At 35.4% G+C, this 26,438-nt stretch carries 24 protein-coding genes; 21 read left to right on the top strand and 3 right to left on the bottom strand.

What is annotated here, in order from left to right; genetic code table 11:
• Positions 1–160 precede the first annotated feature (160 nt).
• On the top strand, positions 161–1,195 hold the full coding sequence (gene pheS, locus CS937_RS12120; RefSeq protein ID WP_099158710.1) for a phenylalanine--tRNA ligase subunit alpha: 1,035 nt from the start codon (positions 161–163) through the stop codon (positions 1,193–1,195).
• A gap of 15 nt (positions 1,196–1,210) precedes the next feature.
• Positions 1,211–3,637, top strand: coding sequence for a phenylalanine--tRNA ligase subunit beta (gene pheT / locus CS937_RS12115; protein WP_099158709.1), 2,427 nt, complete (start codon positions 1,211–1,213; stop codon positions 3,635–3,637).
• A 44-nt stretch (positions 3,638–3,681) separates the two neighbouring features.
• Here the strand turns inward: pheT and rnhC are convergent, their stop codons facing one another.
• Complete coding sequence (gene rnhC / locus CS937_RS12110; protein ID WP_099158708.1) at positions 3,682–4,620, bottom strand: ribonuclease HIII; 939 nt, start codon at positions 4,618–4,620, stop codon at positions 3,682–3,684.
• Between the two features lie 134 nt (positions 4,621–4,754).
• On the opposite strand from rnhC, the gene zapA reads away from it, so the two are divergent.
• From zapA to uvrC, 12 genes are all read left to right on the top strand, one after another.
• Positions 4,755–5,018, top strand: a complete 264-nt coding sequence (gene zapA, locus CS937_RS12105) for a cell division protein ZapA (RefSeq protein WP_099158707.1) — start codon at positions 4,755–4,757, stop codon at positions 5,016–5,018.
• Between the two features lie 3 nt (positions 5,019–5,021).
• On the top strand, positions 5,022–5,576 hold the full coding sequence (locus CS937_RS12100) for a CvpA family protein (protein WP_099158706.1): 555 nt from the start codon (positions 5,022–5,024) through the stop codon (positions 5,574–5,576).
• A gap of 120 nt (positions 5,577–5,696) precedes the next feature.
• Entirely contained in the window at positions 5,697–7,415 is a 1,719-nt protein-coding gene (polX, locus tag CS937_RS12095; protein ID WP_099158705.1) for a DNA polymerase/3'-5' exonuclease PolX, read from the top strand.
• Between the two features lie 25 nt (positions 7,416–7,440).
• Complete coding sequence (locus CS937_RS12090) at positions 7,441–9,783, top strand: endonuclease MutS2 (protein WP_099158704.1); 2,343 nt, start codon at positions 7,441–7,443, stop codon at positions 9,781–9,783.
• A gap of 35 nt (positions 9,784–9,818) precedes the next feature.
• Positions 9,819–10,226, top strand: coding sequence for a DUF350 domain-containing protein (locus CS937_RS12085; protein ID WP_099158703.1), 408 nt, complete (start codon positions 9,819–9,821; stop codon positions 10,224–10,226).
• A gap of 179 nt (positions 10,227–10,405) precedes the next feature.
• A complete protein-coding gene (locus tag CS937_RS12080; RefSeq protein ID WP_099158702.1) occupies positions 10,406–12,103 on the top strand; it encodes a long-chain-fatty-acid--CoA ligase in 1,698 nt (565 codons plus the stop codon).
• Between the two features lie 129 nt (positions 12,104–12,232).
• Positions 12,233–12,817, top strand: a complete 585-nt coding sequence (locus CS937_RS12075) for a fatty acid metabolism transcriptional regulator FadR (RefSeq protein WP_099158701.1) — start codon at positions 12,233–12,235, stop codon at positions 12,815–12,817.
• A gap of 56 nt (positions 12,818–12,873) precedes the next feature.
• On the top strand, positions 12,874–13,647 hold the full coding sequence (locus CS937_RS12070; RefSeq protein ID WP_099158700.1) for an enoyl-CoA hydratase: 774 nt from the start codon (positions 12,874–12,876) through the stop codon (positions 13,645–13,647).
• A 33-nt stretch (positions 13,648–13,680) separates the two neighbouring features.
• Positions 13,681–14,454 carry an electron transfer flavoprotein subunit beta/FixA family protein gene (locus tag CS937_RS12065; protein WP_099158699.1) on the top strand — a complete coding sequence of 258 codons (774 nt, stop codon included), beginning with the start codon at positions 13,681–13,683 and terminating at the stop codon, positions 14,452–14,454.
• Positions 14,455–14,480: 26 nt separating this feature from the next.
• Positions 14,481–15,449: an electron transfer flavoprotein subunit alpha/FixB family protein gene (locus CS937_RS12060; protein ID WP_099158698.1), complete on the top strand. Its 969-nt coding sequence runs from the start codon at positions 14,481–14,483 to the stop codon at positions 15,447–15,449.
• A gap of 150 nt (positions 15,450–15,599) precedes the next feature.
• Positions 15,600–15,914 carry a thioredoxin gene (trxA, locus tag CS937_RS12055; protein WP_099158697.1) on the top strand — a complete coding sequence of 105 codons (315 nt, stop codon included), beginning with the start codon at positions 15,600–15,602 and terminating at the stop codon, positions 15,912–15,914.
• Between the two features lie 163 nt (positions 15,915–16,077).
• Positions 16,078–17,856, top strand: a complete 1,779-nt coding sequence (gene uvrC / locus CS937_RS12050) for an excinuclease ABC subunit UvrC (protein ID WP_099158696.1) — start codon at positions 16,078–16,080, stop codon at positions 17,854–17,856.
• 55 nt (positions 17,857–17,911) lie between these two features.
• On the opposite strand, the gene CS937_RS12045 is transcribed toward uvrC, so the two are convergent.
• On the bottom strand, positions 17,912–18,349 hold the full coding sequence (locus CS937_RS12045; RefSeq protein ID WP_099158695.1) for a YslB family protein: 438 nt from the start codon (positions 18,347–18,349) through the stop codon (positions 17,912–17,914).
• A gap of 323 nt (positions 18,350–18,672) precedes the next feature.
• Between CS937_RS12045 and CS937_RS12040 the strand changes: the two genes are divergently transcribed.
• The 4 genes from CS937_RS12040 to CS937_RS12025 all read left to right on the top strand — a co-directional run bounded on the left by CS937_RS12040 (position 18,673) and on the right by CS937_RS12025 (position 22,774).
• The gene (locus CS937_RS12040; RefSeq protein ID WP_099158694.1) at positions 18,673–19,290 is read left to right on the top strand and encodes a succinate dehydrogenase cytochrome b558 subunit; all 618 of its coding nucleotides are present in this window, start codon (positions 18,673–18,675) and stop codon (positions 19,288–19,290) included.
• A gap of 27 nt (positions 19,291–19,317) precedes the next feature.
• A complete protein-coding gene (gene sdhA / locus CS937_RS12035) occupies positions 19,318–21,069 on the top strand; it encodes a succinate dehydrogenase flavoprotein subunit (RefSeq protein WP_099158693.1) in 1,752 nt (583 codons plus the stop codon).
• Positions 21,070–21,085: 16 nt separating this feature from the next.
• The gene (gene sdhB / locus CS937_RS12030) at positions 21,086–21,850 is read left to right on the top strand and encodes a succinate dehydrogenase iron-sulfur subunit (RefSeq protein WP_099158692.1); all 765 of its coding nucleotides are present in this window, start codon (positions 21,086–21,088) and stop codon (positions 21,848–21,850) included.
• A gap of 480 nt (positions 21,851–22,330) precedes the next feature.
• Positions 22,331–22,774: an acyl-CoA thioesterase gene (locus CS937_RS12025; protein ID WP_099158691.1), complete on the top strand. Its 444-nt coding sequence runs from the start codon at positions 22,331–22,333 to the stop codon at positions 22,772–22,774.
• Between the two features lie 40 nt (positions 22,775–22,814).
• Here CS937_RS12025 and CS937_RS12020 read toward each other — a convergent pair whose 3' ends face one another.
• On the bottom strand, positions 22,815–23,039 hold the full coding sequence (locus tag CS937_RS12020) for a helix-turn-helix domain-containing protein (protein ID WP_099158690.1): 225 nt from the start codon (positions 23,037–23,039) through the stop codon (positions 22,815–22,817).
• 536 nt (positions 23,040–23,575) lie between these two features.
• Between CS937_RS12020 and CS937_RS12015 the strand changes: the two genes are divergently transcribed.
• The 3 genes from CS937_RS12015 to CS937_RS12005 all read left to right on the top strand — a co-directional run bounded on the left by CS937_RS12015 (position 23,576) and on the right by CS937_RS12005 (position 26,066).
• Entirely contained in the window at positions 23,576–24,028 is a 453-nt protein-coding gene (locus CS937_RS12015) for a MarR family winged helix-turn-helix transcriptional regulator (RefSeq protein WP_099158689.1), read from the top strand.
• 22 nt (positions 24,029–24,050) lie between these two features.
• Positions 24,051–24,866: a glutamate racemase gene (gene racE, locus CS937_RS12010; protein WP_099158688.1), complete on the top strand. Its 816-nt coding sequence runs from the start codon at positions 24,051–24,053 to the stop codon at positions 24,864–24,866.
• 111 nt (positions 24,867–24,977) lie between these two features.
• Entirely contained in the window at positions 24,978–26,066 is a 1,089-nt protein-coding gene (locus tag CS937_RS12005) for a GerMN domain-containing protein (protein ID WP_099158687.1), read from the top strand.
• The last annotated feature ends 372 nt before the right edge of the window (positions 26,067–26,438 follow it).

Below are 26,438 nucleotides of genomic sequence, written 5' to 3'. Positions count from 1 at the left end.
AATCTAAGAGAGTGAGTAAAGGTGTTCCGGATCTTGTCCGTTATCAAGCTTAAGTTGGATACAGCATTTATGTGTCAACAAGGGTGGTACCGCGAATACAAAGCCTCGTCCCTTTTTAGTGGACTAGGCTTTTTTTGTATTTTATTAAGGAGGCTTTATTATGAAGGAACAGTTAGAAGCAATTCAAGCAGAAGCTCTAGAACGTGTTGCGGAAACAAGTCAAATTAAAGAGCTTCAAGCAATTCGTGTTGCGTATTTAGGGAAAAAAGGATCGCTGACCGGTGTTTTAAGAGGAATGGGTAAGTTGTCCAAGGAAGAACGTCCAATTGTTGGCGAAATTGCAAACAGAGTAAGAGAATCGATAACACAAGCAATTGACCAAAAGAATGAGAGACTTGAGGAACAAGCGTTAGAAAAACAACTGGAGAAAGAAGCAATTGATGTTACTCTTCCAGGGCGTCCGATTCAGGTTGGAGGACCACATTTATTAACAAAAATTGTTGAAGAAATTGAAGATTTATTTATCGGAATGGGGTTCGAGGTTAGAGAAGGTCCTGAAGTTGAAACAGATTATTTTAACTTTGAAGCATTAAATTTACCAAAAGATCACCCTGCAAGGGATATGCAGGATTCATTTTACATTACGAATGAATTACTCCTAAGAACACATACATCACCTGTTCAGGCACGGACGATGCGTGAGTATGATGGTAATAAACCTGTAAAAATGATATGTCCAGGTAAGGTTTATCGTCGTGATACAGATGATGCGACACATTCACATCAGTTTACACAAATTGAAGGGCTTTATGTAGATAAAGATGTTCGAATGAGTGATTTGAAGGGGATTTTAGACGTATTCGCTAAAAAGATGTTTGGGGCTGATCGTGAAATCCGCTTACGCCCAAGTTTTTTCCCATTCACCGAACCATCTGTTGAAATGGACATTTCATGTAAAGTATGTAATGGAGAAGGTTGTTCTGTATGTAAAGGAACAGGCTGGATTGAAATTTTAGGAGCTGGTATGGTACATCCTAAAGTGTTGGAAATGGCTGGTTATGACTCAAGTGTTTATACTGGTTTCGCTTTTGGAATGGGTCCAGACCGTATAGCGATGCTTAAATATGGCATTGATGATATCCGCCAGTTCTACACCAATGATCGACGGTTCTTAAAACAATATCATAATGCATAAGGAGTGAATTTGAACGTGTTAGTATCATTAAATTGGTTAAAAAATTATGTTGATATAGGAACAATTACACCAGAGCAACTTGCCGAAAAGATTACGAAAAGTGGTATTGAAGTAGAAGGAATTGAGTATGTTGCAGAGACGAGTAAAGACGTTGTCGTGGGGTATGTGAAGGAATGTGAAAAACATCCCAATGCTGACAAACTAAATTTATGTCAGGTCGATGTTGGTGATGAAATTTTACAAATTGTCTGTGGTGCGCCCAATATACAGCAAGGGCAAAAAGTTGCAGTAGCAAAACCAGGTGCAGTACTTCCTGGTAACTTTAAGATTAAAAAGGTAAAACTTCGTGGAATTGAATCTAATGGAATGATTTGTTCATTACAGGAACTTGGAATTCAAGATAAATATGTACCAAAAGATATAGCTGATGGAATATTTGTTTTCCCTCAAGATGTGACCGTTGGTGAAGATGTAACTGCTTTATTGAATTTAAATGATGCTATTTTGGAATTGGGGTTAACACCCAATCGCGCAGATTGCTTAAGTATGCTTGGGGTAGCATATGAAGTTGCTGCAATTTTAGACAAACCAATCAATTTGCCTGAAGAAAAAGTTATAACTAGTGGAGAGGATACACATGATTTTGTATCCGTAAGTGTTGCAAACGCGGAATTGAATCCGTATTATGGTGCATTTATGATTAAAGATGTTCAAGTCAAACCGTCTCCATTGTGGATGCGAAATCACTTAATAGCTGCTGGTATACGTCCAATAAATAATATAGTGGATATTACAAACTATGTATTACTTGAGTATGGTCAGCCATTACATGCATTTGATTATGATCGTTTACAATCCAACGAAATTGTTGTAAGACGTGCTGATGAAAATGAAACGATTGTTACACTAGATGACCAGGAACGTAACTTAACTCGTGAACATTTAGTTATCACGAATGGTAGGGAACCAGTAGCAATTGCAGGTGTTATGGGTGGAGCTAATACAGAAGTGGTAAATGATACAACAACGATATTATTAGAAGCAGCATATTTTGCTCCAACATCGGTAAGAAAAGCTGTTAAAGATACTGGTTTACGCAGTGAATCAAGCACACGTTTTGAAAAAGGTGTTGATCCAAATCGCGTTAACCGTGCCGGTGTTAGAGCGTGTCAGCTGTTTGAGCAATATGCTGATGGAACTGTTTTAAGTAATGCCGTTGTTTTTGACAAATTAGATCGTTCTGAGAAAGAAGTGGACGTTAACACTTCAGAGATCAATAATCGACTAGGCACGAATATTACTACTGAAGAAATTGGCCATATTTTGGCTAAACTTCGCTTTCAATATGAAAAAAATGGTGATGAATTTAATGTGAAAATTCCTACAAGACGTGGAGACATTACCATTTTTGAAGATATGCTTGAGGAAGTAGCACGAATATATGGGTATGATAATTTACCGTATACATTACCAAATGGGGTATCACAAGCAGGCGCCTTAACCGAACGTCAGCAGCTAAAGCGACAAGTGAAAAACTTCATGCAGGGCGTTGGATTGATGGAAACAATCTCCTATTCCTTAACGCGTCAGGATTACGTTACGAAATTAATAAGCCCTGAAATTAATAAAAGTAATCCAGTACCTGTACGGTTGGCAATGCCAATGAGTGAGGATCATAAATATTTACGCTTAAGCATTTTACCTGAATTATTGCATACTGTTTCCTATAATCGCGCAAGAAACCAAACTAGTATTTCATATTATGAACTTGGATCAATTTTTACTTCACAGGAAGAAATACTAACCAAGCAGCCTAATGAACAATTACGTTTATCTGGAGTATTGTCAGGCCTATGGACTGAACATGAGTGGCAGCAAGAAAAGAAAGCAGTTGATTTTTATGTGGTGAAAGGTCTCGTAGAAGGTTTATTTAACTTTTTAGAAATCCCTGTTACTTTCGAGCAAACTAAATTAACGGATATGCACCCAGGAAGATGTGCAACAGTTTCTATTGGTGATCAAGTAATTGGATTTATCGGTCAAGTTCATCCTAAACTAGAAAAAGCAATGGATTTAAATGAAACATATGTTTTTGATATCAATATGGAAACCGTTCTAGAGTTGTATGACAATGTGCCAAGGTATTATCAGATACCTAAATATCCGTCGACTACAAGAGATATCGCATTTGTATTAGATAGAACTGTTCTTGCAGGAGATGTTAAGAAAGTTATTGAAGAAACAGGTGCACCGTTAGTAAAAGATATTCAAATATTTGATGTATATATGGGTGAACATTTACAAGAGGATAAAAAATCGATTGCTTACAGATTGCTTTATCAAGATCCTGAAAGAACTTTGAAGGATGAAGAAGTAGAGGAATCGTATCAAACAATTATCGCTGCTGTTAATGACAAGTTTAACGCATATGTTCGATCATAATTAAAAGGAATAACGAAGAAGGAGTTCTCCGTTATTCCTTTTTTCTATAAATATTTTTCCGCTTTTGTTGTATTAACAAAATGTGTTTTTGCGCATGTATTTAAGATGTCCTTACCTTTTTCGTTCATTATTTTTGCAATTGCCTTGTCGACATGATTTGAAGCACCCTTAGGTAAGGTGATTTTTAGTTTGTCAGATAACTCATCCATTTCGTTTAGAAAGCTTGTTCGTGCAATAATTGATGCTGCAGCTACGGCTATCGAATAGCTTTCTGCTTTTGTCATGAAATAAGTCTTATTTGCAATTTTTGCTTTTTCACTGGCAATATATTTGTTATAAAGACTTGGCTCGCAAAATTGATCAATTAATATCCCTTCATATGAGGAATTTATCTTTTGTAATACATTGTTAATTGTGTGATGATGTAACATTGCTTTCATTTTGCCTTGGGACCAACCACTGGCTTTTAATGCGTTGTATTTTTCATTTCGTAATACAAGAAGTGAATAGGTAATGTCTTGGTTTAGAATTTTTTTTGATAGTTTTTTAATGGTTGTGTCCGTTAGATTTTTTGAATCCTGAACACCAATTTGCTTTAGTGCTGCTATTTGATCTTCTTTAACATACACACAAGCAACAGTTATTGGACCGAAATAATCTCCAGTTCCCGCTTCATCTGATCCTATATGAGAATGACCAAATAACGTTTTAGGTGGTGAATATGGATGCTTAGCATTAGTAGCTTGCCTGGAATTTGATTTACCTGATAATGCTGAAATGCTATCTGATACCCATTTATTCGCTTCTAATTCTGGTGCTTTGCCTTGAAAAAGCACTTTTCCAGACCGATAAGCAGTTATTACTGCATTTGTTGTTTTCGCTCTAAAAATAGCGCCTTGTGGTGTATTTGTGGCAGAACTTGCATAATGACGCTGCATTTCCTCGATTGTTACTAATGGTATTACGTGAACACTTTGTGGCATGTTAATCTCTCCAATCAGTTACATATATACACTATAGCAAAGGATTAATCATTAATAAAAGGTTATTCTTTAGTTTCCTAAATGTAATCTTCATGTTAATATAAAGTGAACCATTTTATTAAGGGGGTAACCGTGTGACCCAGTACGATAAAACACGAATAACGGTCGATATACATAACAGATCCTATACAATAGTTGGGACTGAGCCTGCACACCATGTACGCTTAGTGGCAAGTTTAGTTGATCAAAAGATGCATGAAATTCAAGAGATGAACAAAAATCTGGATACGACAAAACTAGCTGTTTTAACAGCTGTTAATACAATGAATGACTATTTAAAATTAAAAGAAGAATATGCGAAATTGCTTGGTTCAATAAATCAGAAAGAGGATAAATAAAGTATGATTGATTTTATATTAGTACTGCTATTAATTTTTGGCTGTTTAATTGGTTTAAAACGAGGTTTCATTTTACAGGTTTTTCATTTAGTAGGGTTTATCGTAGCGTTTATTGTAGCTGCTATTTACTATGATGAACTAGCATCAAATCTAGCTCTTTGGATTCCTTATCCGGAATTGTCAGGCGAGAGTTCATGGGCAGCTTTTCTACAATCACTGCCACTTGAAAATGCTTTTTATAATGCTATAGCATTTGCGATTATCTTTTTTGCTGTAAAAATTGTTTTGCAAATTATCGCCTCGATGCTTGATTTTGTTGCTGAATTGCCAATATTACATTCTATAAATAAAATTCTTGGCGCTGTGTTAGGATTTATAGAAGTTTATTTATTGATTTTTATCATTCTATACATTATGGCTTTGACGCCTGTATCAGGTATCCAATCTTGGATTAATGATTCATCTGTTGCATTATTTATTATTGAACATACTCCGATATTTTCCGAACAAATTAAAGATTTATGGTTTACGAATATAGAAAGTTTGTTTGATTTCTAACAAGAATTTTTTTAAGAGGCTGATTCTATTTAGTAGGGTATGCATTTGTATCTCGTGTACAATAGATATATCCAAATTGGATCAGTCTCTTTTGGTATTATGATAAGTAGGTGAACAAAAATGGCAAAAAATAAAAAAGATGTATTAAAGTTACTAGATAAGATTGCTGTGTACTTGGAGCTTAAAGGGGAAAACCCTTTTAAAATATCTGCATATAGAAAAGCGGCACAGGCACTGGAACGTGATGATCGATCATTAGATGAAATTGATGACTTTACTAAAATAAAAGGAATTGGCAAAGGAACAAGTGCAGTAATTGAAGAATATTTACAAAATGATTCATCAGAAACTTTTAACCAGCTAGAAAAAGAGGTACCTAAAGGATTAATTCCACTGCTTAATCTACCAGGTCTTGGTGGAAAGAAGCTGGCGAAATTGTATCAGGAGCTTGATGTGACAGACGCGGAATCGTTAAAAGAAGCATGTGAAAGTGGTAGTGTTGAGAATCTTGCTGGGTTTGGTAAAAAATCAGCTGAAAAGGTTTTGAAGGCTTTAGAAGAAGTAGATAAAAGACCTGAGCGATTACCAATAGCTATTATGCTTCCAATAGCAGAGCAAATTGAAGAATTTTTAAAAGGAATTCCAACAATTGAAAGGTTTTCTCGTGCTGGAAGTCTACGTAGAATGCGAGAAACAATAAAAGATCTTGATTTTATAATCGCGACTTCAAAAGCTTCTGATGTTCGTGATGCTTTACTGGAAATGGAAAATATTAAAGCTGTCATTGCTAGTGGAGAAACAAAGGTATCGATTACGTTAGAAAATATTTATGATATTAATATAGACTTTCGTATAGTTGAACTAAAGGAGTTTGCCTCAACTCTTCATCACTTTACCGGTTCAAAGGAACATAATGTTGCAATGAGACAGTTAGCTAAATCACGTGGTGAAAAGATTAATGAATATGGAATTGAATTAGAAGAAACAGAAGAAATAGTAACATTTGAGAACGAAACACAATTCTTTGATCATTTTGGATTACAATTTATCCCGCCAGAGGTTAGGGAAAATACAGGTGAAATTGAGGCATATACTGATACAATGGATTTAGTGGAGTTAAAGGATATTCGTAGTGATTTGCATATGCACACAACATGGAGTGATGGTGGTCAGTCATTAGAAGAAATGGTTAATCAAGCACGTAAAAAGGGTTATGATTATATTACGATTACCGATCATTCAAAATATTTACGTGTTGCAAATGGGTTAAATGAAACAAAACTCCGAAAACAACGGGAAGAAATTGAGAAGTTGAATGAAAAATATAATGATATTCATATTTTTGCCGGGGTAGAAATGGACATTTTACCTGATGGTACGTTAGATTTTGATAACCAATTTTTACAGGAAATGGATTTTGTTATTGGGGCAATTCATTCTAGCTTTGGGCAACCAAAAGAAAAAATCATGTCCAGAATATATGCTGCCTTAGAATGCCCATACGTGTCACTTATTGCTCACCCTACTGGTAGACTTATTGGAAGGCGTAACGGGTATGCTATTGATATTGAAAAATTGATTGAGCGCGCGAATGAAACGGGAACGGCATTGGAAATTAATGCAAATCCTAATCGGCTAGATTTATCTTCGGAATGGGTTAGAATTGCGCAAGATAATGGTGTGAAAATGGCGATTAACACGGATGCACATAGTTATCAAATGTTGGACCATATGGAATATGGCGTTGGTGTTGCAAGACGTGGGTGGTTACAAAAAGAAACTGTTCTAAATACATGGTCAAAAGAGAAATTTTTTGAGTTTGTAAACCATAAGAGATAGTAGAGAACAAAAGGGGTAAGTAGGTATGAACGAACGTATTTTACGAGTACTTGAATTTAATAAAATACTTGAACAATTAACGAATCAAGCTGCAACGACATTAGGGAAGGATTTAACATCTAAACTTAAACCATCTACTGATTTAGCGGAGGTTAGAAATTTACAAAAAGAAACAGATGAAGCTGCGCAACTTTTGCGGTTGAATGAAGAAGTTCCACTTGGGGGGATCTTTGACATTCGAGCGAGTATTAAACGAAGTGTGATTGGTGGGGTTTTAAGTACCGAGGAATGCTTAGATATAGCGAATACAATTTATGGTGGCAGACAGGTTAAAGATTTTATAGAAAAAAAAGAAGAAGATTTGCCGATTTTAAAAGAACTTGTGAAGCGTATTACACTTTTACGTGAACTTGAAACTCAAATAAAAAGCTGTATTGACGACCATGGTCATGTAATGGATAGCGCGTCTGTAAAACTGCGTAGTATCAGATCCTCGATTCGTACGAATGAGAGTAGAGTTCGTGATAAACTGGATAATTATACAAAATCAAATAGTAATATGCTTTCAGATGCAATTATTACGATTCGCAACGATCGTTATGTACTTCCAGTAAAACAGGAATATCGAGGTTCCATCGGTGGAATTGTTCACGATCAATCTGCCTCTGGTGCCACTTTATTTATGGAACCAAAAGCTGTTGTGGATCTTAATAACCAACTTCAAGAAGCAAGAATGAAAGAAAAGCAGGAAATTGATCGTATTTTACGCGAATTAAGTGAACATATTGCGCAATCAGAATCTTATTTAACTGAAAATGTTATGGTATTAGCACAAATAGATTTTATGTTTGCTCGTGCTAAATTAGGAAAGACCATGAAAGCGGCTATGCCTAAAATGAATGATCAGGGAATTATCAAGATGAAACAGGCGCGTCATCCATTGATACCAGTAAGTGAAGTTGTTGCAAATGATGTGGAGATTGGTGAGACATATACTTCAATTGTTATTACAGGTCCAAATACGGGTGGTAAAACGGTAACACTGAAAATGATTGGACTGTGTACGTTAATGGCACAATCTGGATTACAAATTCCCGCATTTGATGGCTGTGAAATGGCTATCTTTGAGCATGTATTTGCAGATATCGGTGATGAACAATCCATTGAACAAAATTTAAGTACATTCTCTTCACATATGACAAACATTGTAAATATCATTCAACAAGTAGATGATAAAACGTTAGTATTATTTGATGAGCTAGGGGCCGGTACAGATCCTCAAGAAGGGGCAGCCTTGGCAATGGCTATTTTAGATGAGGTTGTGTCGAGAAATGCACGAGTAATTGCTACGACGCACTATCCTGAGTTAAAAGCATATGGGTACAATCGAGAGAACGTCATTAACGCTTCTGTTGAATTTGATATAGAAACATTACAGCCGACTTACCGTTTGTTAATTGGTATTCCAGGAAGAAGTAACGCTTTTGAAATATCTAAACGTTTAGGGTTAAATAATTCAATAATTGATCAAGCAAAAAGCCATATTGGTGTGGATTCTACAAGTGTTGAAAATATGATTGCCTCTTTAGAACAATCTCAAATACAAGCAGAAAAGGAATATCAGGAAGCATACGAGAATTTATTGGCTAGTGAAAAATTACGAGATGATATTAAAAGACAGTGGCATCAATTTGAACAAAAACGTGAAGAGCTTTATAAAAAGGCGGAAGAAAAAGCTGAAAAAGCATTACAAAATGCAAGAGAAGAAGCAGAATTAATAATCGATGAAATTCGAAATATGAAGTCTTCTGTAGCATTAAAAGAGCATGAATGGATTGAAGCTAAAAAAATGCTAGAAGACGCTAAGCCAAATCTTTCTTCCAAGCAACAAAGAAAGGAACATAATGATAATAAGTCAGCTAAAGAATTACATGCCGGTGATGAGATTAAATTGCTCACTGTTAACCAAAATGGCACTGTTCTAGAGAAGGTGAACGACAATGAATACCTTGTTCAAGTTGGTATTATGAAGGTTAAAGTAAAGCGCAATGATTTGCAGGCTATAGGTAAGAAAAAACAAGTTATTGAAAAACCTTTAACAACTGTAAAAGGGTCAAATTATCATGTTAGTACTGAACTTGATTTGCGCGGAGAACGATTTGAAGAAGCCTTACTTAAATTGGAGAAATACCTAGATGATGCATTGCTTGCTGGTTATCCAAAAGTATCGATTATTCATGGGAAAGGTACTGGAGCATTACGTACAGGTGTAAAAGAATTTGCTAAAAAGCACCCAAGAATATCAACCTACCGTACTGGATCTATGGGTGAAGGCGGAAGTGGCGTGACCATTTTAGAATTGAAATAAAACTTGTATTACTTGGGGAAACGGGGGGCTCAAAAATGAGTGGTTTTTGGGAAAATGTTTTTGTAGAAACGGCTGCACGGTATAGTGTTGTAATTCTTTGCACCGTTGTATTTTTAGCCATATTCGAACTTGTAACGTCCTACAAAAATTGGAAGCAAATTAAGCAGGGGAATTTTGCTGTGGCGATGGCAACTGGTGGGAAATTATTTGGTATTGCAACTATATTCCGCTATTCAATCGAACATAATGATACACTTTTACAGAGTATTGGATGGGGCGTTTTTGGATTCATCTTATTATTATTAGGTTATTTTATTTTTGAATTTTTAACACCAACAATAAAAGTTGATGAAGAGATTGGCAGGGGAAATAATGCAGTAGGCTTTATTTCCATGTTAATTTCAGTAGGATTAGCATTTATAATTGGGGCAAGTATAGGATAAGGGGAGAAACAATTGGAGACATTAGCAAAGGTATTAATTGTAATTGCAATCATTTTTGTAGTTGTTGGAGTATTTTATTTAATCTAAAGCATATTTTTTATAAATAGATATTTAAAGTTTCAAAAAATATAAATTAATCGGTATAATGGAAATAAACTAGTGAAAAGGGAGGAAAAATAATGGGGAATGAAAAACGTTGGCATACACATTATCCAGATGAAATACCAACAAGTATTTTGTACGATGAGAAACCGCTGCAAGCCTTTCTTGAAGAAAGTGCTAAGCGTTACCCAGAAAAGAAAGCGCTTCATTTTATGGGTAAAGAAGTTTCTTTTTCCGAGGTTTACAGGCTGGCTAAGAAAATGGCTAGCTATTTGCAATCTTTAGGCTTGCAAAAAGGTGATCGTGTTGCTGTGATGCTGCCAAACTGTCCACAATCTGTTATTAGTTATTATGGTGCATTAATGGCAGGAGCTACAGTAGTTCAAACGAATCCTTTGTACAAAGAACGTGAACTTGAATTCCAGCTTAATGATTCAGGTGCCAGCTTTATTATTTGTTTGGATATATTATTACCACGCGTTACGAATGTAAGAAGTAATACACCATTAAAGCATACAATCGTAACCGGAATAAAAGACTATTTGCCATTTCCAAAAAATCTTGTTTATCCATTTATACAAAAAAAGCAGTATAATATGGTCGTAAAAGTTGAACAAACGGATGATACGCATGTATGGAACAAAATAATGGAGAATGCGTCCGAATCTTACAAAGAAATTGAAGTGAAACCAAAAGAAGACATTGCATTACTCCAATATACAGGTGGAACTACGGGTTTTCCAAAAGGAGTAATGTTAACGCATTTCAACCTTGTTTCAAACGTTCAAATGTGTCAAGCATGGTTGTATAAGTCAAAGGAGGGCAAAGAAACAGTATTAGGTGTTTTACCTTTTTTCCATGTTTATGGAATGACGACAGTAATGAATATGTCCATAATGAATGGATCCAAGATGGTACTACTACCAAAGTTTGATGCTGAGGAAGTTTTAAAAACAATTCAAAAACAACGACCTACTTTGTTTCCTGGAGCACCAACGATTTATGTAGGATTACTGAATCATCCAAATCTTAAAAAATTTGACCTATCATCTATTGAAGCATGTATTAGTGGTTCGGCACCATTACCGATAGAAGTACAAGAGCAATTTGAAAAAGTTACTGAAGGAAAACTAGTGGAAGGGTATGGATTAACTGAATCCTCCCCAGTCACACATTCAAATTTTGTGTGGACCAATCGTGTAAACGGAAGTATCGGTGTACCATGGCCAGATACAGATTCTAAAATTTTTCGTATGGAAACGTTAGAAGAAGCAGATATTGGAGAAGTTGGAGAAGTTGCTGTTAAAGGTCCACAGGTAATGAAAGGTTACTGGAATAACTCAGAAGAAACAGATAAGGTTTTAAAGGATGGCTGGTTGTTTACAGGTGATCTTGGATATATGAATGAGGACGGATACTTTTATATAGTTGATCGAAAAAAAGATATGATTATAGCCGGTGGATACAATATTTACCCCAGAGAGGTAGAAGAAGTACTTTATGAACATGAAGGTGTTCAAGAGGCTGTTGTTGCCGGGGTACCTGATGCATATCGAGGTGAAACAGTAAAGGCATATGTAGTGCTTAAATCTGGAAGCAAGCTTGACGAAAAGGAATTGAATAAATATTGCCGGAAACATCTTGCGGCATATAAAGTACCACGATTATATGAATTCCGCAATGAATTACCAAAAACAGCAGTAGGTAAAATTTTACGCAGACAGTTAGTTAATGAAGAAAAAGAGAAGATTCAAGAAAACTCTACTACAATTTGAGCGAAAAGCTCGATTTTTGGACAGTAATGTACAAGCAATATATTGACACGATCTAAATGAATCGGTACAATATAAATATGAATGATTATTCATTCAGTTGTTGCAAAGGTAAGTACTAAGGAGATTGACATGAAAAAAAATAAACCAAAGTATAAACAGATAATTGATGCAGCAGTAGAGGTTATTGCTGAAAATGGATACCATGCTTCACAAGTTTCTAAAATTGCTAAAAAAGCTGGAGTAGCGGATGGAACGATATACTTATATTTCGCAAATAAAGAAGATATTCTTGTTTCGTTGTTTGAAGAAAAAATGGGTCAATTTGTTGAACAAATTACGAACAGTATTAATCAAAAACGAAGTGCCAGCGAAAAATTGCTTACATTGATTGAAATGCATTTTCGTCAATTAGCCAAGGATCATCAATTAGCAATAGTGACTCAATTGGAGCTAAGACAGTCAAATAAAGATTTACGATTAAAGATTAATAGTGTCTTAAAACCATATTTAGCTACTATTGACGATATTATTAATGAAGGTGTGGAAGAAAATATATTTCGCAATGATTTAAATCTTCCTCTTGTGAGACAGATGATTTTTGGCACCTTAGATGAAACAGTAACAAACTGGGTGATGAAGGAGCAAAAATATGATTTAATAGAGCAGGCTTCTGGGGTCCATGGGTTAATAATAAATGGTCTTTCCGTTAAATAAGAAGAATGCAAATCAATGCAAATTTCTGTTATTATGTTAAAAAGGAGGATTGAACATTGGGTACGATAGCATACGAATCAACTAATCACATAGCAACATTAACAATTAAAAGCCCTCCGGCAAATGCGCTGTCCAGTGCATTGTTGAAGGATATTGCTGAAAAGCTTGATGAAATTGAGAAGGATGGGACAATTAAAGCAATCATTTTAAAAGGTGAAGGTAAATTTTTCTCAGCAGGGGCAGATATAAAGGAATTTACATCATTACAGAATGCTTCTGATTATGAATCGTTATCACGTGAAGGACAAAAATTGTTTGATCGGATTGAGTATTTTTCAATTCCTGTTATTGCTGTTATTCACGGGGCTGTTTTAGGTGGTGGATTAGAATTGGCAATGGCCTGTCATATCCGTATTGTAACAGAAAACACTAAAATGGGATTGCCGGAGCTTTCGTTAGGAATTATACCTGGGTTTGCAGGTACTCAACGTTTGCCACAATATGTAGGTACTGCAAAGGCTTATGAAATGATTCTAACTGGTGAGCCTATTAGTGGTAGAGAAGCTCATAAATTAGGTTTAGCTAATCATGTATTTGAAGAGGAAACTGTATTTACAGAAGCTATGAAACTAGCAGAAAAGATAGCTTCGAAAAGTAAGCCAACAATCAATCGTATAATGAAATTAATTCCATATGCAAAAGCGGAACATTTTGCAGAAGGGTCAAAAATGGAGGCGAAGGCCTTTGGTGAAATATTTGGATCCGAAGATGCAAAAGAAGGAATACAAGCGTTTATTGAAAAACGTAAACCCAACTTCCAAGATAAATAGATTATAATTGTTATTACTAAAGGAGGATATCACATGAACATTTATGTTTTGTTAAAAAAGACATTTGATACAGAAGAAAAAATTGCTGTAACAAACGGTCAAATTGAAGATGATGGTGCTGAATTCATCATTAATCCTTATGATGAATATGCAGTAGAAGAAGCGATCAAGCAACGTGATGAACACGGTGGAGAAGTTACTGTTGTTACAGTTGGTGATGAAGACTCTGAAAAACAATTGCGTACTGCATTAGCAATGGGTGCTGATAAAGCTGTTTTAATCAATACAGAAGATGATCTTGAAGAAGGGGATCAGTTTACAACAGCAAAGATTTTGACAGCGTATTTTGAAGAGAAAGAAGTAGATTTAATTTTAGCAGGTAATGTAGCGATTGATGAAGCGAGTGGGCAAGTAGGTCCAAGACTAGCAGAACGTTTAGGAATCCCTTATGTAACAACAATTACTAGTTTAAAAATTGATGGAGAAACAGTTAACATTGATAAAGATGTTGAAGGTGATATTGAAAAAATAGAAACAAGTCTTCCAGTACTGTTGACATGTCAACAAGGATTGAATGAACCAAGATACCCTTCACTTCCAGGTATTATGAAAGCGAAGAAGAAACCGTTGGAAGAATTGGAAATTGATGACCTTGATTTAGACGAAGATGATCTAGAACCAAAAACAAAAACTGTTGATATATTTTTACCGCCGGAAAAAGAAGCAGGGAAAGTACTTGAAGGCGAATTGCAGGATCAAGTTCAAGAATTAGTTTCACTATTAAAAAATGAAGCAAAAGTACTTTAAACCGAGCATAGAAAGGAGAAACTCGAATGAGCAAACTACTAGTTATAGGTGAAACAAGAGATGGTTCATTACGTAATGTTACATTTGAAGCAATTGCTGCAGCAAAAAAAGTAAGTTCAGACGGAGAAATCGTTGGGGTTTTATGTGGAGACGGGGAATTGGAAGCACAAGCAAATGAAATGGTATATTATGGTGCAGATCGTATTATCACAATTAAACACGATGATTTGAAAACGTATACATCAGAAGGTTACGGTCAAGCAGTTATGGCTGTGATTAATGATGAATCACCGGATACCATTGTTATGGGGCACACTGCTATTGGGAAGGATTTAACACCAAAACTTGCAAGTAAAATAGAATCTGGTTTGATTTCAGATGCAACTGACATTGAAGTGGACGGTGATAAGGTTGTATTTACAAGACCTATTTACTCTGGTAAAGCATTTGAAAAGAAGTTAATTACTAGTGACGTTACGTTTGTTACAATTCGTCCCAACAATATCGCTGCACTTGACCGTGATGAAACACGTTTAGGTGAAGTAACATCTAAAGAAGTAGATGTTACAGATATACGTACTGTTATTAAAGATGTTATTAGAAAGGTGTCAGAGGGTGTTGATTTATCAGAAGCGAAAGTAATTGTTGCTGGTGGACGTGGTGTAAAAAGTGAAGATGGGTTTAAACCATTACAAGAGTTAGCGAATCTTTTAGGTGGTGCTGTTGGAGCATCACGCGGTGCGTGTGACGCTGAATACTGTGATTATTCCTTGCAAATTGGTCAAACTGGTAAAGTTGTTACACCAGATCTTTACATAGCATGTGGTATCTCCGGTGCTATTCAACATTTGGCTGGTATGTCAAATTCAAAAGTAATTGTTGCAATTAACAAAGATCCTGAAGCAAACATTTTCAATGTTGCTGATTATGGTATTGTTGGCGATTTATTTGAAGTTATACCAATGTTGATTGAAGAAATTAAGAAAGTGAAATAAGCTAAAGAGATAAAATAAAACCGTCCCTAGGGGCGGTTTTATTCACTTTTAAATATAAATCTGAAATGAATAAGCAAACTATTAGCAAGGAAATACTATCGATGATATACTCTAAAAAGAGTTAAATGTAAGACTTGAGGAGGAAATTCAATGGCAATTGTTAACGTGACGGATCAAAATTTTACTAAAGAAACAGCTGAAGGATTAGTGCTAGCTGATTTTTGGGCTCCTTGGTGTGGGCCATGTAAAATGATTGCTCCAGTTTTAGAAGAAATTGATGGTGAAATGGAAGATAAAGTTCAAATAGTTAAGCTTGATGTAGATGAAAATCAGGAGACAGCAGGAAAATTTGGTGTAATGAGCATTCCAACTTTATTACTTTTTAAAGATGGAAATGTTGTTGATCAAGTTATTGGTTTCCAACCAAAAGAAGCGCTTGTTGAATTAATTAACAAACACGCTTAAAAGAGTGTATAATTGTATAATGTACAAAGAGTAGATCCCTTGTTGACCTTATGTGACAAGGGATTATCTTTTACTTTACAAGTACAAAAGCGGCAGTTACCTGTTAGTGATGTATAGACTGCGCCCGCGTAAAGTGGGTGATTTAAAAGGAATGAACATATACATGAATCAAACAATTAAAGAAAAATTAGCTGTTCTACCAGCTCAACCAGGTTGCTATTTGATGAAAGATAAACATAAAACCATCATTTATGTAGGTAAATCTAAAATGTTAAAAAATAGAGTAAGGTCCTACTTTACAGGTGCTAATGATAGAAAGACACAGCGTTTGGTACAAGAAATAGTTGATTTTGAATATATTGTAACTTCATCTGAAATTGAGGCACTTATTTTAGAAATGAATTTGATTAAGAAATACGATCCTAAATATAATGTCATGTTAAAAGATGATAAAACGTACCCCTATTTAAAAATAACTGCAGAAAGACATCCGCGACTTTTGATTACTCGAAATGTAAGAAAAGACAAGGGGAAATATTTTGGACCCTATCCGAATGTTATCGCTGCAAGGGAAACAAAGAAACTTCTTGATCGGATGTATCCATTAAGAAAATGTAATAATCCACCGGGACGTGTTTGCCTTTACTATCATATGGGTCAGTGTTTAGCTTGCGGTCAAAATCCAGCTACTGAAGAAACATATAAAGAAATTGTACAAAACATTACTTCTTTTCTAAATGGTGGCCATAAAGAAATTAAAAACGATTTAAAGCAAAAAATGCTTGATGCAAGTGAAAAATTAGATTTCGAACGCGCTAAAGAAATGCGTGATCAAATCCAGTATATTGAGTCAATAATGGAACAACAAAAAATGACACTTAAAGATCGAGTGAATAGAGATATATTTGGATATAGCTATGATAAAGGATGGATGTGTATTCAAGTTTTCTTTGTTAGACAAGGAAAATTAATTGAAAGAGATGTATCTATTTTTCCGTTTTTTGATGATCCGGAAGAAACATTTGTAAGTTATATTGGCAGATTTTATTTGCATCAGCATCATCCAAAACCAAAACAGGTTCTAGTACCGGTTGGAGTCGATGTAGATTTATTAACGACGTTATTAGAAATGGATGTTCATGTCCCGTTTCGTGGCAGGAAAAAAGAACTAGTAGAATTAGCAATGGAAAACGCTTCTATTGCTCTAAATGAGAAATTTTCTTTAATAGAACGTGATGAGGAAAGAACGATAAAAGCGGTAGAGCAGCTAGGAGAAAAGTTAAACATTGAAATGCCACATCGTATTGAGGCTTTTGATAATTCGAATATTCAAGGAACAGACCCTGTATCAGCTATGGTTGTTTTCATTGATGGACGTTCCAATAAAAAGGAATACCGTAAATATAAAATAAAAGATGTTCTGGGACCTGATGACTATGAAACAATGCGTGAAGTTATCAGGAGGCGTTATACTCGAGTATTGAAAGAGCAGTTGCCACTACCAGATTTAATTATTGTAGACGGTGGTAAGGGGCAAATGAATGCAGCGCTCGATGTATTGGAAAATGAACTGGGGTTAGATATTCCATTGTGTGGTTTAGCAAAGGATGATAAGCACAAAACTAGTGAGTTATTGTATGGAGTTCCCCCTGAGATTATCCCGCTATCACGGAAATCACAAGAATTTTATCTAGTACAACGTATTCAAGATGAAGTGCATAGATTTGCTATCACTTTTCACAGACAATTACGCGGGAAGAATTTGTTTCAATCTGAATTGGATAAAATACCTGGAGTAGGAGAAAAACGGAGAAGGTTATTGTTGACTCATTTTAAATCAATAGAAGAGATAAAGAATACGTCATTATCAACTATAACAAGGCTAGGTATTCCTAAAAACATCGCAGAACTTATTATCGATCATTTGAATTCAAAAAAGTAAAAAGTAATGTTCTTTAACCGTTAAAGAACATTACTTTTTTTCTATTCCTGATTTGCTAAGCTGTATAAATCACCGTAAATTCAACCTGGAGAATTTTTTTGTTAACTTCTTCCATACATTCGCATGATGCTTCATTGATTATTTGTATAGATTCAGCCAAAAATCCAGCTTCCAATCGAAACTCTGATTCGAATGGAGCATTTAAACGATTTGCGACTGAATCGGCCATTAAATGAAAAATAATTTCCTTTCTTTTTTTCTTGACTAATTCTAGTTTTCCCCAACCTAATTTATCAAAAATAAAATAGATGTCTTCTATAGTCTTGATATCTAGTTTTCTAGCAAGATTTCTGCCCATAAAATATAAAAGTGTATTTGCTTCCGTCCCTAATATTTCGGGTAGACTATAATAACGTAGTAAATCATAACCAGCACCGGAACTTTGTAGTTTATCGAGTGATGTTAGTGGGACTAAAACCTGATTTTTTGACATCGATGTCATCCTTTCTAACTGAACCAATTCAACGAAAACGGTAAATTCATTTAAATAGATTACTAGTATTATTATCTATATAAATGAGCGGTTGTGCAAGGATGCTTTTTAATTTTATGGACAAAATATGCAGATTGCCTTATATAAAAATTTTAGAGTCCTTTTCTTGACGCTTATAAAGGTAAGAAGTACAATAAAACGTGTCACAAATTGTACATTTTTAGGCAGTAAAGGGGAATACCTATAATGACGCAATCTTTATTGTTTAGAAACCCGTGCAAATAACAAAATAATATTACATAATCTGAGGGGGGTAACACTTAATGGAACATCGCGAATTTGGGTATCGCAGGCTACACTCACTGTTAGGAGTAATTCCGATTGGTGTTTTTTTGATTCAGCATTTGATTATAAATCATTTTGCTGTATATGGTGAAGAAAGCTTTAATAATGCAGCAGGGTTTGTAGAAAGCTTACCATTCTTGATTGTATTGGAAGTAGTAATTATTTATCTTCCAATTTTATTCCATGCAATACTGGGTGTCTATATTGTATTTGTAACAAAGAATAATTCTACAAAATACGGTTATTTCCGAAACTGGATGTTTTATTTACAACGCGTAACCGGTATTATTACGTTAATATTTATTGCATGGCATGTTTGGGAAACTCGTATACAAATTGGTTTAGGTAACGAAGAACTGAATTATGGATTAATGGAAAGTATTCTGTCCACTCCTGTAATGTTTTGGTTCTATATTGTGGGTGTTATATCTACTACATTCCACTTCTCAAATGGTTTATGGAGCTTTTTAGTGTCATGGGGATTCACTCAATCACCAAGATCTCAAAAGGTAGCTACATACGCAACGTTAATCGTATTTTTAGCACTTAGCTATATCGGTGTAAGAGCATTAATACAATTTGCTTACGGAATTTAATAATGAATAAGGGAGTGAGTATTTCTCATGAGTAATCGTAAAGTGGTTGTTGTTGGAGGCGGGCTAGCTGGTCTTATGGCAACAATTAAAGCAGCTGAAGCAGGTGTTAATGTAGACCTGTTTTCCATTGTGCCTGTAAAACGTTCTCACTCTGTATGTGCCCAGGGTGGTATAAATGGTGCAGTAAATACAAAGGGTGAAGGAGATTCACCTTGGCAACATTTTGATGACACAGTTTATGGCGGGGACTTTTTAGCAAACCAACCGCCTGTAAAAGCAATGTGTGAAGCAGCGCCTGGTATAATCAACATGCTAGATCGCATGGGTGTTATGTTCAACCGTACGCCCGAAGGTTTATTAGATTTCCGTCGTTTTGGTGGTACGGCCGTACACCGTACAGCATATGCGGGGGCAACAACAGGTCAGCAGTTATTATATGCACTAGATGAACAAGTTCGTCGTTATGAAGTGGATGGCCTGGTAACGAAATATGAAAACTGGGAATTCCTTGGAGCTGTCCTTGATGATGAAGGTGTTGGTAAAGGAATTGTTGCTCAAGATATTAAGACGCATGAAATAAGATCTTTTCCATCAGATGCAACGATAATGGCTACTGGCGGACCAGGAATTATATTTGGTAAATCTACCAATTCAATGATTAATACAGGGTCTGCAGCAAGTATTTTGTATCAACAAGGTGCAAAATATGCAAATGGAGAATTTATTCAAATTCATCCGACAGCAATACCGGGTGATGATAAATTACGTTTAATGAGTGAATCAGCACGTGGTGAAGGTGGACGTGTTTGGACGTACAAAGATGGGGAGCCGTGGTACTTCCTAGAAGAAAAATATCCTGCATACGGAAACCTAGTTACTCGTGATATTGCAACACGAGAAATTTTTGATGTCTGTGTAAATCAAAAATTAGGTATCAATGGGGAAAATATGGTATACCTAGATTTATCACATAAAGACCCTAAAGAATTGGATGTAAAACTTGGTGGAATCATCGAGATTTATGAAAAATTTGTTGGGGAAGATCCACGTAAAGTTCCAATGAAAATTTTCCCTGCTGTTCATTATTCTATGGGTGGACTTTGGGTTGATTTTGATCAGATGACTAGTATTCCAGGAATCTTTGCATGTGGTGAATGTGATTATTCTCAACATGGCGGAAATCGTCTAGGTGCTAACTCATTGTTGTCAGCAATTTACGGTGGTTCAGTTGCAGGACCGAATGCAATTAAATACATTGATGATTTGGACATACACGTTGAGGATATGTCACCTGAATTGTTCGAGAAAACTGTAAAAGAAGAACAAGAAAAATTCGAGAAGCTTATGAAGATGGAGGGCGAAGAAAATGCTTATCAGCTTCATAAAGAGCTAGGAGAATGGATGACAGATAATGTTACAGTAGTACGTCACAACGATAAACTTCTTAAAACGGACGAAAAACTTCAAGAACTTCAAGAACGATGGGAAAATATTAATATTAATGATACTTCTCGTTGGAGCAACCAAGGTGTTATGTTCACACGTCAACTTAAAAATATGCTTCATTTAGCACGTGTTATTACACAAGGAGCATATAACCGTAATGAAAGCCGCGGGGCACATTATAAACCAGAATTTCCTGATCGTAATGATGAGGATTGGTTAAAAACTACAATCGCAACATTTGATAAGGAGAACAATGCTCCGGTATTAACATATGAAGAAGTGGATACTTCACTAATCAAACCAAGGTTACGTGACTATTCAAAAAAACATTGAGGGGAGAAAGATAGAAATGGCTGAACAAAATACTGTTACTTTTATTATAACTCGGCAAGACAGCCCGGATTCTGACCCTTATGAGGAAACATTCAATGTCCCTTATAAAAAAAATATGAATGTTATTTCTGGGTTAATGGAAATACGTAAAAATCCTGTTAACGCCAATGGAGAAAAATCAACTCCAGTTATGTGGGATATGAACTGTCTGGAAGAAGTATGCGGAGCCTGCTCGATGGTCATTAACGGTACAGCTCGTCAATCTTGTGCTGCATTAGTAGACCAATTAGAACAACCTATTCGTTTGCAACCGATGAGTACGTTTCCAGTGGTTCGTGATTTAATTATTGATCGCGAACAAATGTTTGATGCACTAAAACAAGTAAAAGCATGGATACCAATCGATGGAACATATGATCTAGGTCCTGGACCACGTATGCCTGAGAAAAAACGTCAATGGGCGTATGAACTTTCTAAATGTATGACTTGTGGTGTGTGCTTAGAAGCATGTCCAAATGTTAATGATAAATCAAACTTTATTGGACCTGCTGCAATTTCTCAAGCGCGATTATTCAATGCTCATCCAACAGGGGAAATGAATAAAAGTGAACGTTTAGAGGGATTAATGGAAGAAGGTGGAATTACTGGATGCGGAAATGCTCAAAACTGTGTTCAAGTATGTCCAAAAGGAATTCCATTGACAACTTCTATTGCTGCAATGAATCGTGCAACAAATATACAATCATTTAAAAATTTCTTTGGAAGTGACAATGTACGTTAATTTGATGTAGTTGGAATTTTACCATGACCCTTACCATTTTTATGGTGAGGGTCATTTTTTAAAGTAGGCTTTTTTCGCATAGTTTGTTACTATTTATAGAAACTGCGATATTAGTTTATACTTGGATTACCTTTCCATGGGATTGCTGTATATTTCCATCTTAGTGTTGTGTTTTTTAATCCAATTTCATTGATGAAATATAGAAATGCATATATTTTCTTACAAGCAGCCCGTATATACGAAGACTCTTGGGAGATGAGAGCATCGGTGAGAATCCGGAGTGCTTTAGCACAAGGAGGCTCAACAGCCGCAAAGGATGCGCGAAGTGGATACGGGCTGCTGGGCAGAAAGCAATAAAAGAAGTGAATTAACACAACGCTTACGTCGTATTTTATATCAACTATTAAACAAGATTCAGCATTAGAAATTGCAACTGTCTTTTAGGAAACAGCCTAAAAGATTGCAGGAAGGGGAAAAGGAATGAATTCAATTTTATATATAGAGGACATGGAAAAGTGGCGATCGGGATTCACATTTTTTACACCAATAAAAGTTCGTTTTTCAGAAACGGATATGTTCGGTCATGTTAATAACGTTTCATCATTTATTTATTTTGAGGAAGCGCGTATCGAATTTTTAAAATCTGTTGGTTTATTTGATGATGCTAATAGTAAAAATGGTATTCCGATAGTTGCTGATTTGCAATGTGATTATCACAAACAAATATTTTTTGAAGACGATTTAAGACTTTTTGTTAAGGTCTCTCATGTCGGAAACTCATCATTTGATTTACATTATATGGCGCTAAATCAAAACGAAGATATGTGCTTAACTGGAAGAGGGAGGATCGTTTACATACATCCTGAAACTGGAAATTCTGTTCCATTAAGTGAAACGATGAAAGAAAAACTTATAACTGCTTAACAAGTGAAAACCGACTTCCTATAAAGAAAGTCGGTTTTAATTAGAGCTTTAATTCCCCCATGCGAAGGAGCTCTACTACTGCTTGCGAGCGCCCCTTAACTCCTAATTTTTGCATAGCATTTGAGATGTGGTTCCGGACAGTCTTCTCAGATATAAACAAATCCTGGGCAATTTCTTTTGTTGTTTTGTCTTGTACTAAGAGTTCGAATACTTCTTTTTCACGTTTAGTTAATAATTGCTTCGGTTTATACTCGTTGTCCTTCAAATGTTAACCCCTCCTTACTGTCATAGAGCTGCAGAATGAAGGGAAATTATCTAGTCACTATAGCTTATGAAATTAAGTGTAAACGGTGCGTACAATTGCATGAACGAAATAAATTTGTTACTTTATTACCTTATGCTGCATTTTGAGTAGAAAACAAATTTGGAAATAATTGAATACAATATTACGAAGCAAGCAATAAATTGGTACAAATAAATATTTAAAAAGTCAACAAAAATTGACATTTTTATGTCGGAAATACCAATACCTGTTATTATATATACATTTATGTGAGTTTTTTATCTATACTATGTTAAAATATGCATAGAGATGTAGGGATAATTGTCCCTAAATGTCAGATTGGTGAGAAACATTATATCCAACCAAGCTCAAGCAGAGGTTAAGTAGAACCAATCATGTTTGGATTGTCGGTTTATCTTTGCATAGCGGAGATATTGCGTCAGTAGAACGGGACTATCATTCAGAAGCGGAGAAAGTATGACCACTGAATAAGTTTCACTTTATAGGAGGTTGCCGACTTGGCAGACAAATTAAACGTAGAAATAATAGCTGATTTAGAAAAAAGACTACGATATATTGCAGGAGACATTAAACAGAACGGTCGTAAAATCTTAGCTAATTACCCAATTACGTCACCACAATTTATTGCTTTACAATGGCTTCTTGAAGAGGGTGATATGACAATCGGTGAATTGTCAAATAAAAATGGTTTAGCATTTAGTACTACAACCGATTTAGTTGATCGTATGGAAAAAAATAAACTTGTTGAACGTGTACGTGACTCAAACGATCGACGTGTTGTTCGTATACATGTATTAAAAAAAGGTAAAACAATTATTGAAGAAGTAATTCTTGAGCGGCAAAAATTTTTAGGAGAGATATTAGAAAAATTCTCGTTTGAACAGACAAATACATTAAATGAATTACTGACATTTCTTCATCAACAAATGAAAACAGTTAATGAAAAATAACAACAAAGACGAGGCGATATAGTTGGATTCGGCAATTGGTGTAATTGATTCTGGTGTTGGGGGATTGACAGTGGCACATGAACTTATGCGCCAGCTCCCTAAAGAAAAATTAATATATCTCGGAGATACGCTAAGATGTCCGTATGGACCGAGATCCAAAACGGAAGTAATAAAGTTTACTTGGGAAATGGTAGAATTTTTATTGCAAAAGAATATTAAAATGTTAGTTGTTGCGTGTAATACTGCGACTGCATTTACTTTAACTGAACTTCAAGAAAGGTTGAATATACCAGTAATTGGTGTCATCCAACCTGGTGCACGAGCTGCAATTAAGTTTACTAGAAATAGTCATGTTGGTGTTATTGGTACGGATGGGACAATTCGAAGTAATGCATATCCAAATGCATTAAAGAGTATAAATGCTGACATTCATGTAAGGGCGTTAGCTTGTCCAATGTTTGTACCAATGGTAGAACAGGGGATTTTATCAGGTGAACACGCTAAACGAGTGGTAGAAGAGTCATTACAACCAATTAAAGAAAGTAACCATATAGATACATTGATTCTAGGATGTACACATTACCCACTAATAAAAGAAACAATTCAAGAAGTAATTGGTCATCATGTTACTGTGATTTCTTCAAGTGAGGAGACAGCTCGTGAAGCGAGTACAATTTTGGAATTCCGTCAATTATTAAATAAAGGTGACCGTACACCAAAACATCAATTTTTCACAACTGGAGAATTAGGCATATTTGAGAAAATAGCAAGAGACATTTTTAAAACATCGTTACCAGATTTTAAAAGCGTCATAATTGAAAAGGCAGTTATTAGTTAATATCAAGGTTTTAAGATCTTGATATTTTTTTGTGTTTATTTTAATAGATTGGTCTAAATTCACGATAAGCTCGTATATATAATAGTACAAACCATCGTGGGAGGGAAAAACATGCGGAAGCAAGGCACATTACTAATAACTGGAATAATGGGCATTTCAATTATATTGACGGGGTGTTTTCAAGGGGAACAATCAATGGAAAAAAAGGTTGATCCACCTCCGAATGCTGAAACGGTAAACGATTTAGAAAATGGAACATCGGATGAAACGAAAACAGATGCGAAAGCTGATACTGAAAATGGTGAAACTGCAGAAACTGTAATGAGGCAGTTGTTTTTGATTGATGCTAATGGAATGGTGGCACCTCAAACATTAGAGATACCAAAAGATGATTCCAAGGAAGTTGCTTCACAGGCGTTAGAATATTTAGTGAAGGATGGACCAGTAACAAATTTATTACCAAATGGATTCCAAGCTGTTTTACCAGCAGGTACAGAAATACTGGGATTGAATTTAGAAGAAGATGGAACGATGATTGTTGATGTTTCTAACGAATTTAAAAATTATGAAGCAGAAAATGAATTGAAAATATTGCAAGCTATGACGTACACATTGACACAATTTGATAGTGTTAACAAAGTTCAATTACGAATTGAAGGAAAAGATCAAACTGAAATGCCTGTAAATGGAACACCAATTGCAGAAGGATATACAAGAGCAGACGGTATTAATATAACAGAAACGGAAGCTGTAGATCTTATGAATAGTCAAGCTGTTACATTATACTATCCAACCGAATACAATGAAACAAAATACTTTGTCCCGGTTACAAAACATATTGAAGTAAAAGATGGGGATTTATATGGCTCAATTGTACAAACTCTATTAAATGGCCCGGGCTATAAAGTAAATGCGAAACAAGTATTTAATGAACAGGCTTCGTTGACGAGTGATCCCACATTAAATAGCGGTGTTCTTGAGTTGGTCTTTAATCAAGATATATTAAAAGGTAAAGATACGGATAAAACAACGATTTCTGATGATGTGATGGAGTCACTAGTTCGAACTCTAACAGAACAACAAAGTGTAGATGCGTTAAAAGTAAAGGTTGAAAAAGTTGACAAGTTGTTTAATGAGAAAGGCGAAGAATATAATAAACCTGTTACAGCGGATATGTTCTCTCCAACGGAAAAACTTTAATTTAAGGTGGCTGGTATTTACAGCCTCTTTTTTTGTTTCTAAAGGCTATTTTCTAAAAGATTGTTGTTTTGTTTTACACAAAAGATTCAAACTGCGACGTAAGTACTCTGTAAATTTCGCATTCTATAACACTCTTTCGCCCCGCAGTCCGTATATACTTCGCTTTCCGAGGAGGCTCACCGCGAGCCCGTGGAAAGCGTAGTGAATTTCCGGAACGGCAGCCAAACCGTCATTTCAATCTACGTCGTAGTCTACCTAAAACTACGTATTAAAAAGAAAAAAACTTACGAAAAGAGCCTTTCTAAAAAAATAAAATAAAATACTGTGGATAAACTAACGAATAGATTAGAATGGCACACATATTCACTTTTG

The sequence above is a fragment of the Virgibacillus ndiopensis genome (assembly GCF_900187325.1).
Taxonomy (GTDB): domain Bacteria; phylum Bacillota; class Bacilli; order Bacillales; family Amphibacillaceae; genus Virgibacillus_E; species Virgibacillus_E ndiopensis.
This window is presented reverse-complemented; position numbering and strand designations above follow the sequence as displayed.

Coding starts and splice junctions, on each gene's coding strand:
- pheS (WP_099158710.1), top strand. CDS start 161: ATGAAGGAACAGTTAGAAGCAATTCAAGCAGAAGCTCTAGAACGTGTT.
- rnhC (WP_099158708.1), bottom strand. CDS start 4,620: ATGCCACAAAGTGTTCACGTAATACCATTAGTAACAATCGAGGAAATG.
- CS937_RS12100 (WP_099158706.1), top strand. CDS start 5,022: ATGATTGATTTTATATTAGTACTGCTATTAATTTTTGGCTGTTTAATT.
- polX (WP_099158705.1), top strand. CDS start 5,697: ATGGCAAAAAATAAAAAAGATGTATTAAAGTTACTAGATAAGATTGCT.
- CS937_RS12090 (WP_099158704.1), top strand. CDS start 7,441: ATGAACGAACGTATTTTACGAGTACTTGAATTTAATAAAATACTTGAA.
- CS937_RS12085 (WP_099158703.1), top strand. CDS start 9,819: ATGAGTGGTTTTTGGGAAAATGTTTTTGTAGAAACGGCTGCACGGTAT.
- CS937_RS12080 (WP_099158702.1), top strand. CDS start 10,406: ATGGGGAATGAAAAACGTTGGCATACACATTATCCAGATGAAATACCA.
- CS937_RS12075 (WP_099158701.1), top strand. CDS start 12,233: ATGAAAAAAAATAAACCAAAGTATAAACAGATAATTGATGCAGCAGTA.
- CS937_RS12065 (WP_099158699.1), top strand. CDS start 13,681: ATGAACATTTATGTTTTGTTAAAAAAGACATTTGATACAGAAGAAAAA.
- CS937_RS12060 (WP_099158698.1), top strand. CDS start 14,481: ATGAGCAAACTACTAGTTATAGGTGAAACAAGAGATGGTTCATTACGT.
- trxA (WP_099158697.1), top strand. CDS start 15,600: ATGGCAATTGTTAACGTGACGGATCAAAATTTTACTAAAGAAACAGCT.
- uvrC (WP_099158696.1), top strand. CDS start 16,078: ATGAATCAAACAATTAAAGAAAAATTAGCTGTTCTACCAGCTCAACCA.
- CS937_RS12045 (WP_099158695.1), bottom strand. CDS start 18,349: ATGTCAAAAAATCAGGTTTTAGTCCCACTAACATCACTCGATAAACTA.
- CS937_RS12040 (WP_099158694.1), top strand. CDS start 18,673: ATGGAACATCGCGAATTTGGGTATCGCAGGCTACACTCACTGTTAGGA.
- sdhA (WP_099158693.1), top strand. CDS start 19,318: ATGAGTAATCGTAAAGTGGTTGTTGTTGGAGGCGGGCTAGCTGGTCTT.
- sdhB (WP_099158692.1), top strand. CDS start 21,086: ATGGCTGAACAAAATACTGTTACTTTTATTATAACTCGGCAAGACAGC.
- CS937_RS12025 (WP_099158691.1), top strand. CDS start 22,331: ATGAATTCAATTTTATATATAGAGGACATGGAAAAGTGGCGATCGGGA.
- CS937_RS12005 (WP_099158687.1), top strand. CDS start 24,978: ATGCGGAAGCAAGGCACATTACTAATAACTGGAATAATGGGCATTTCA.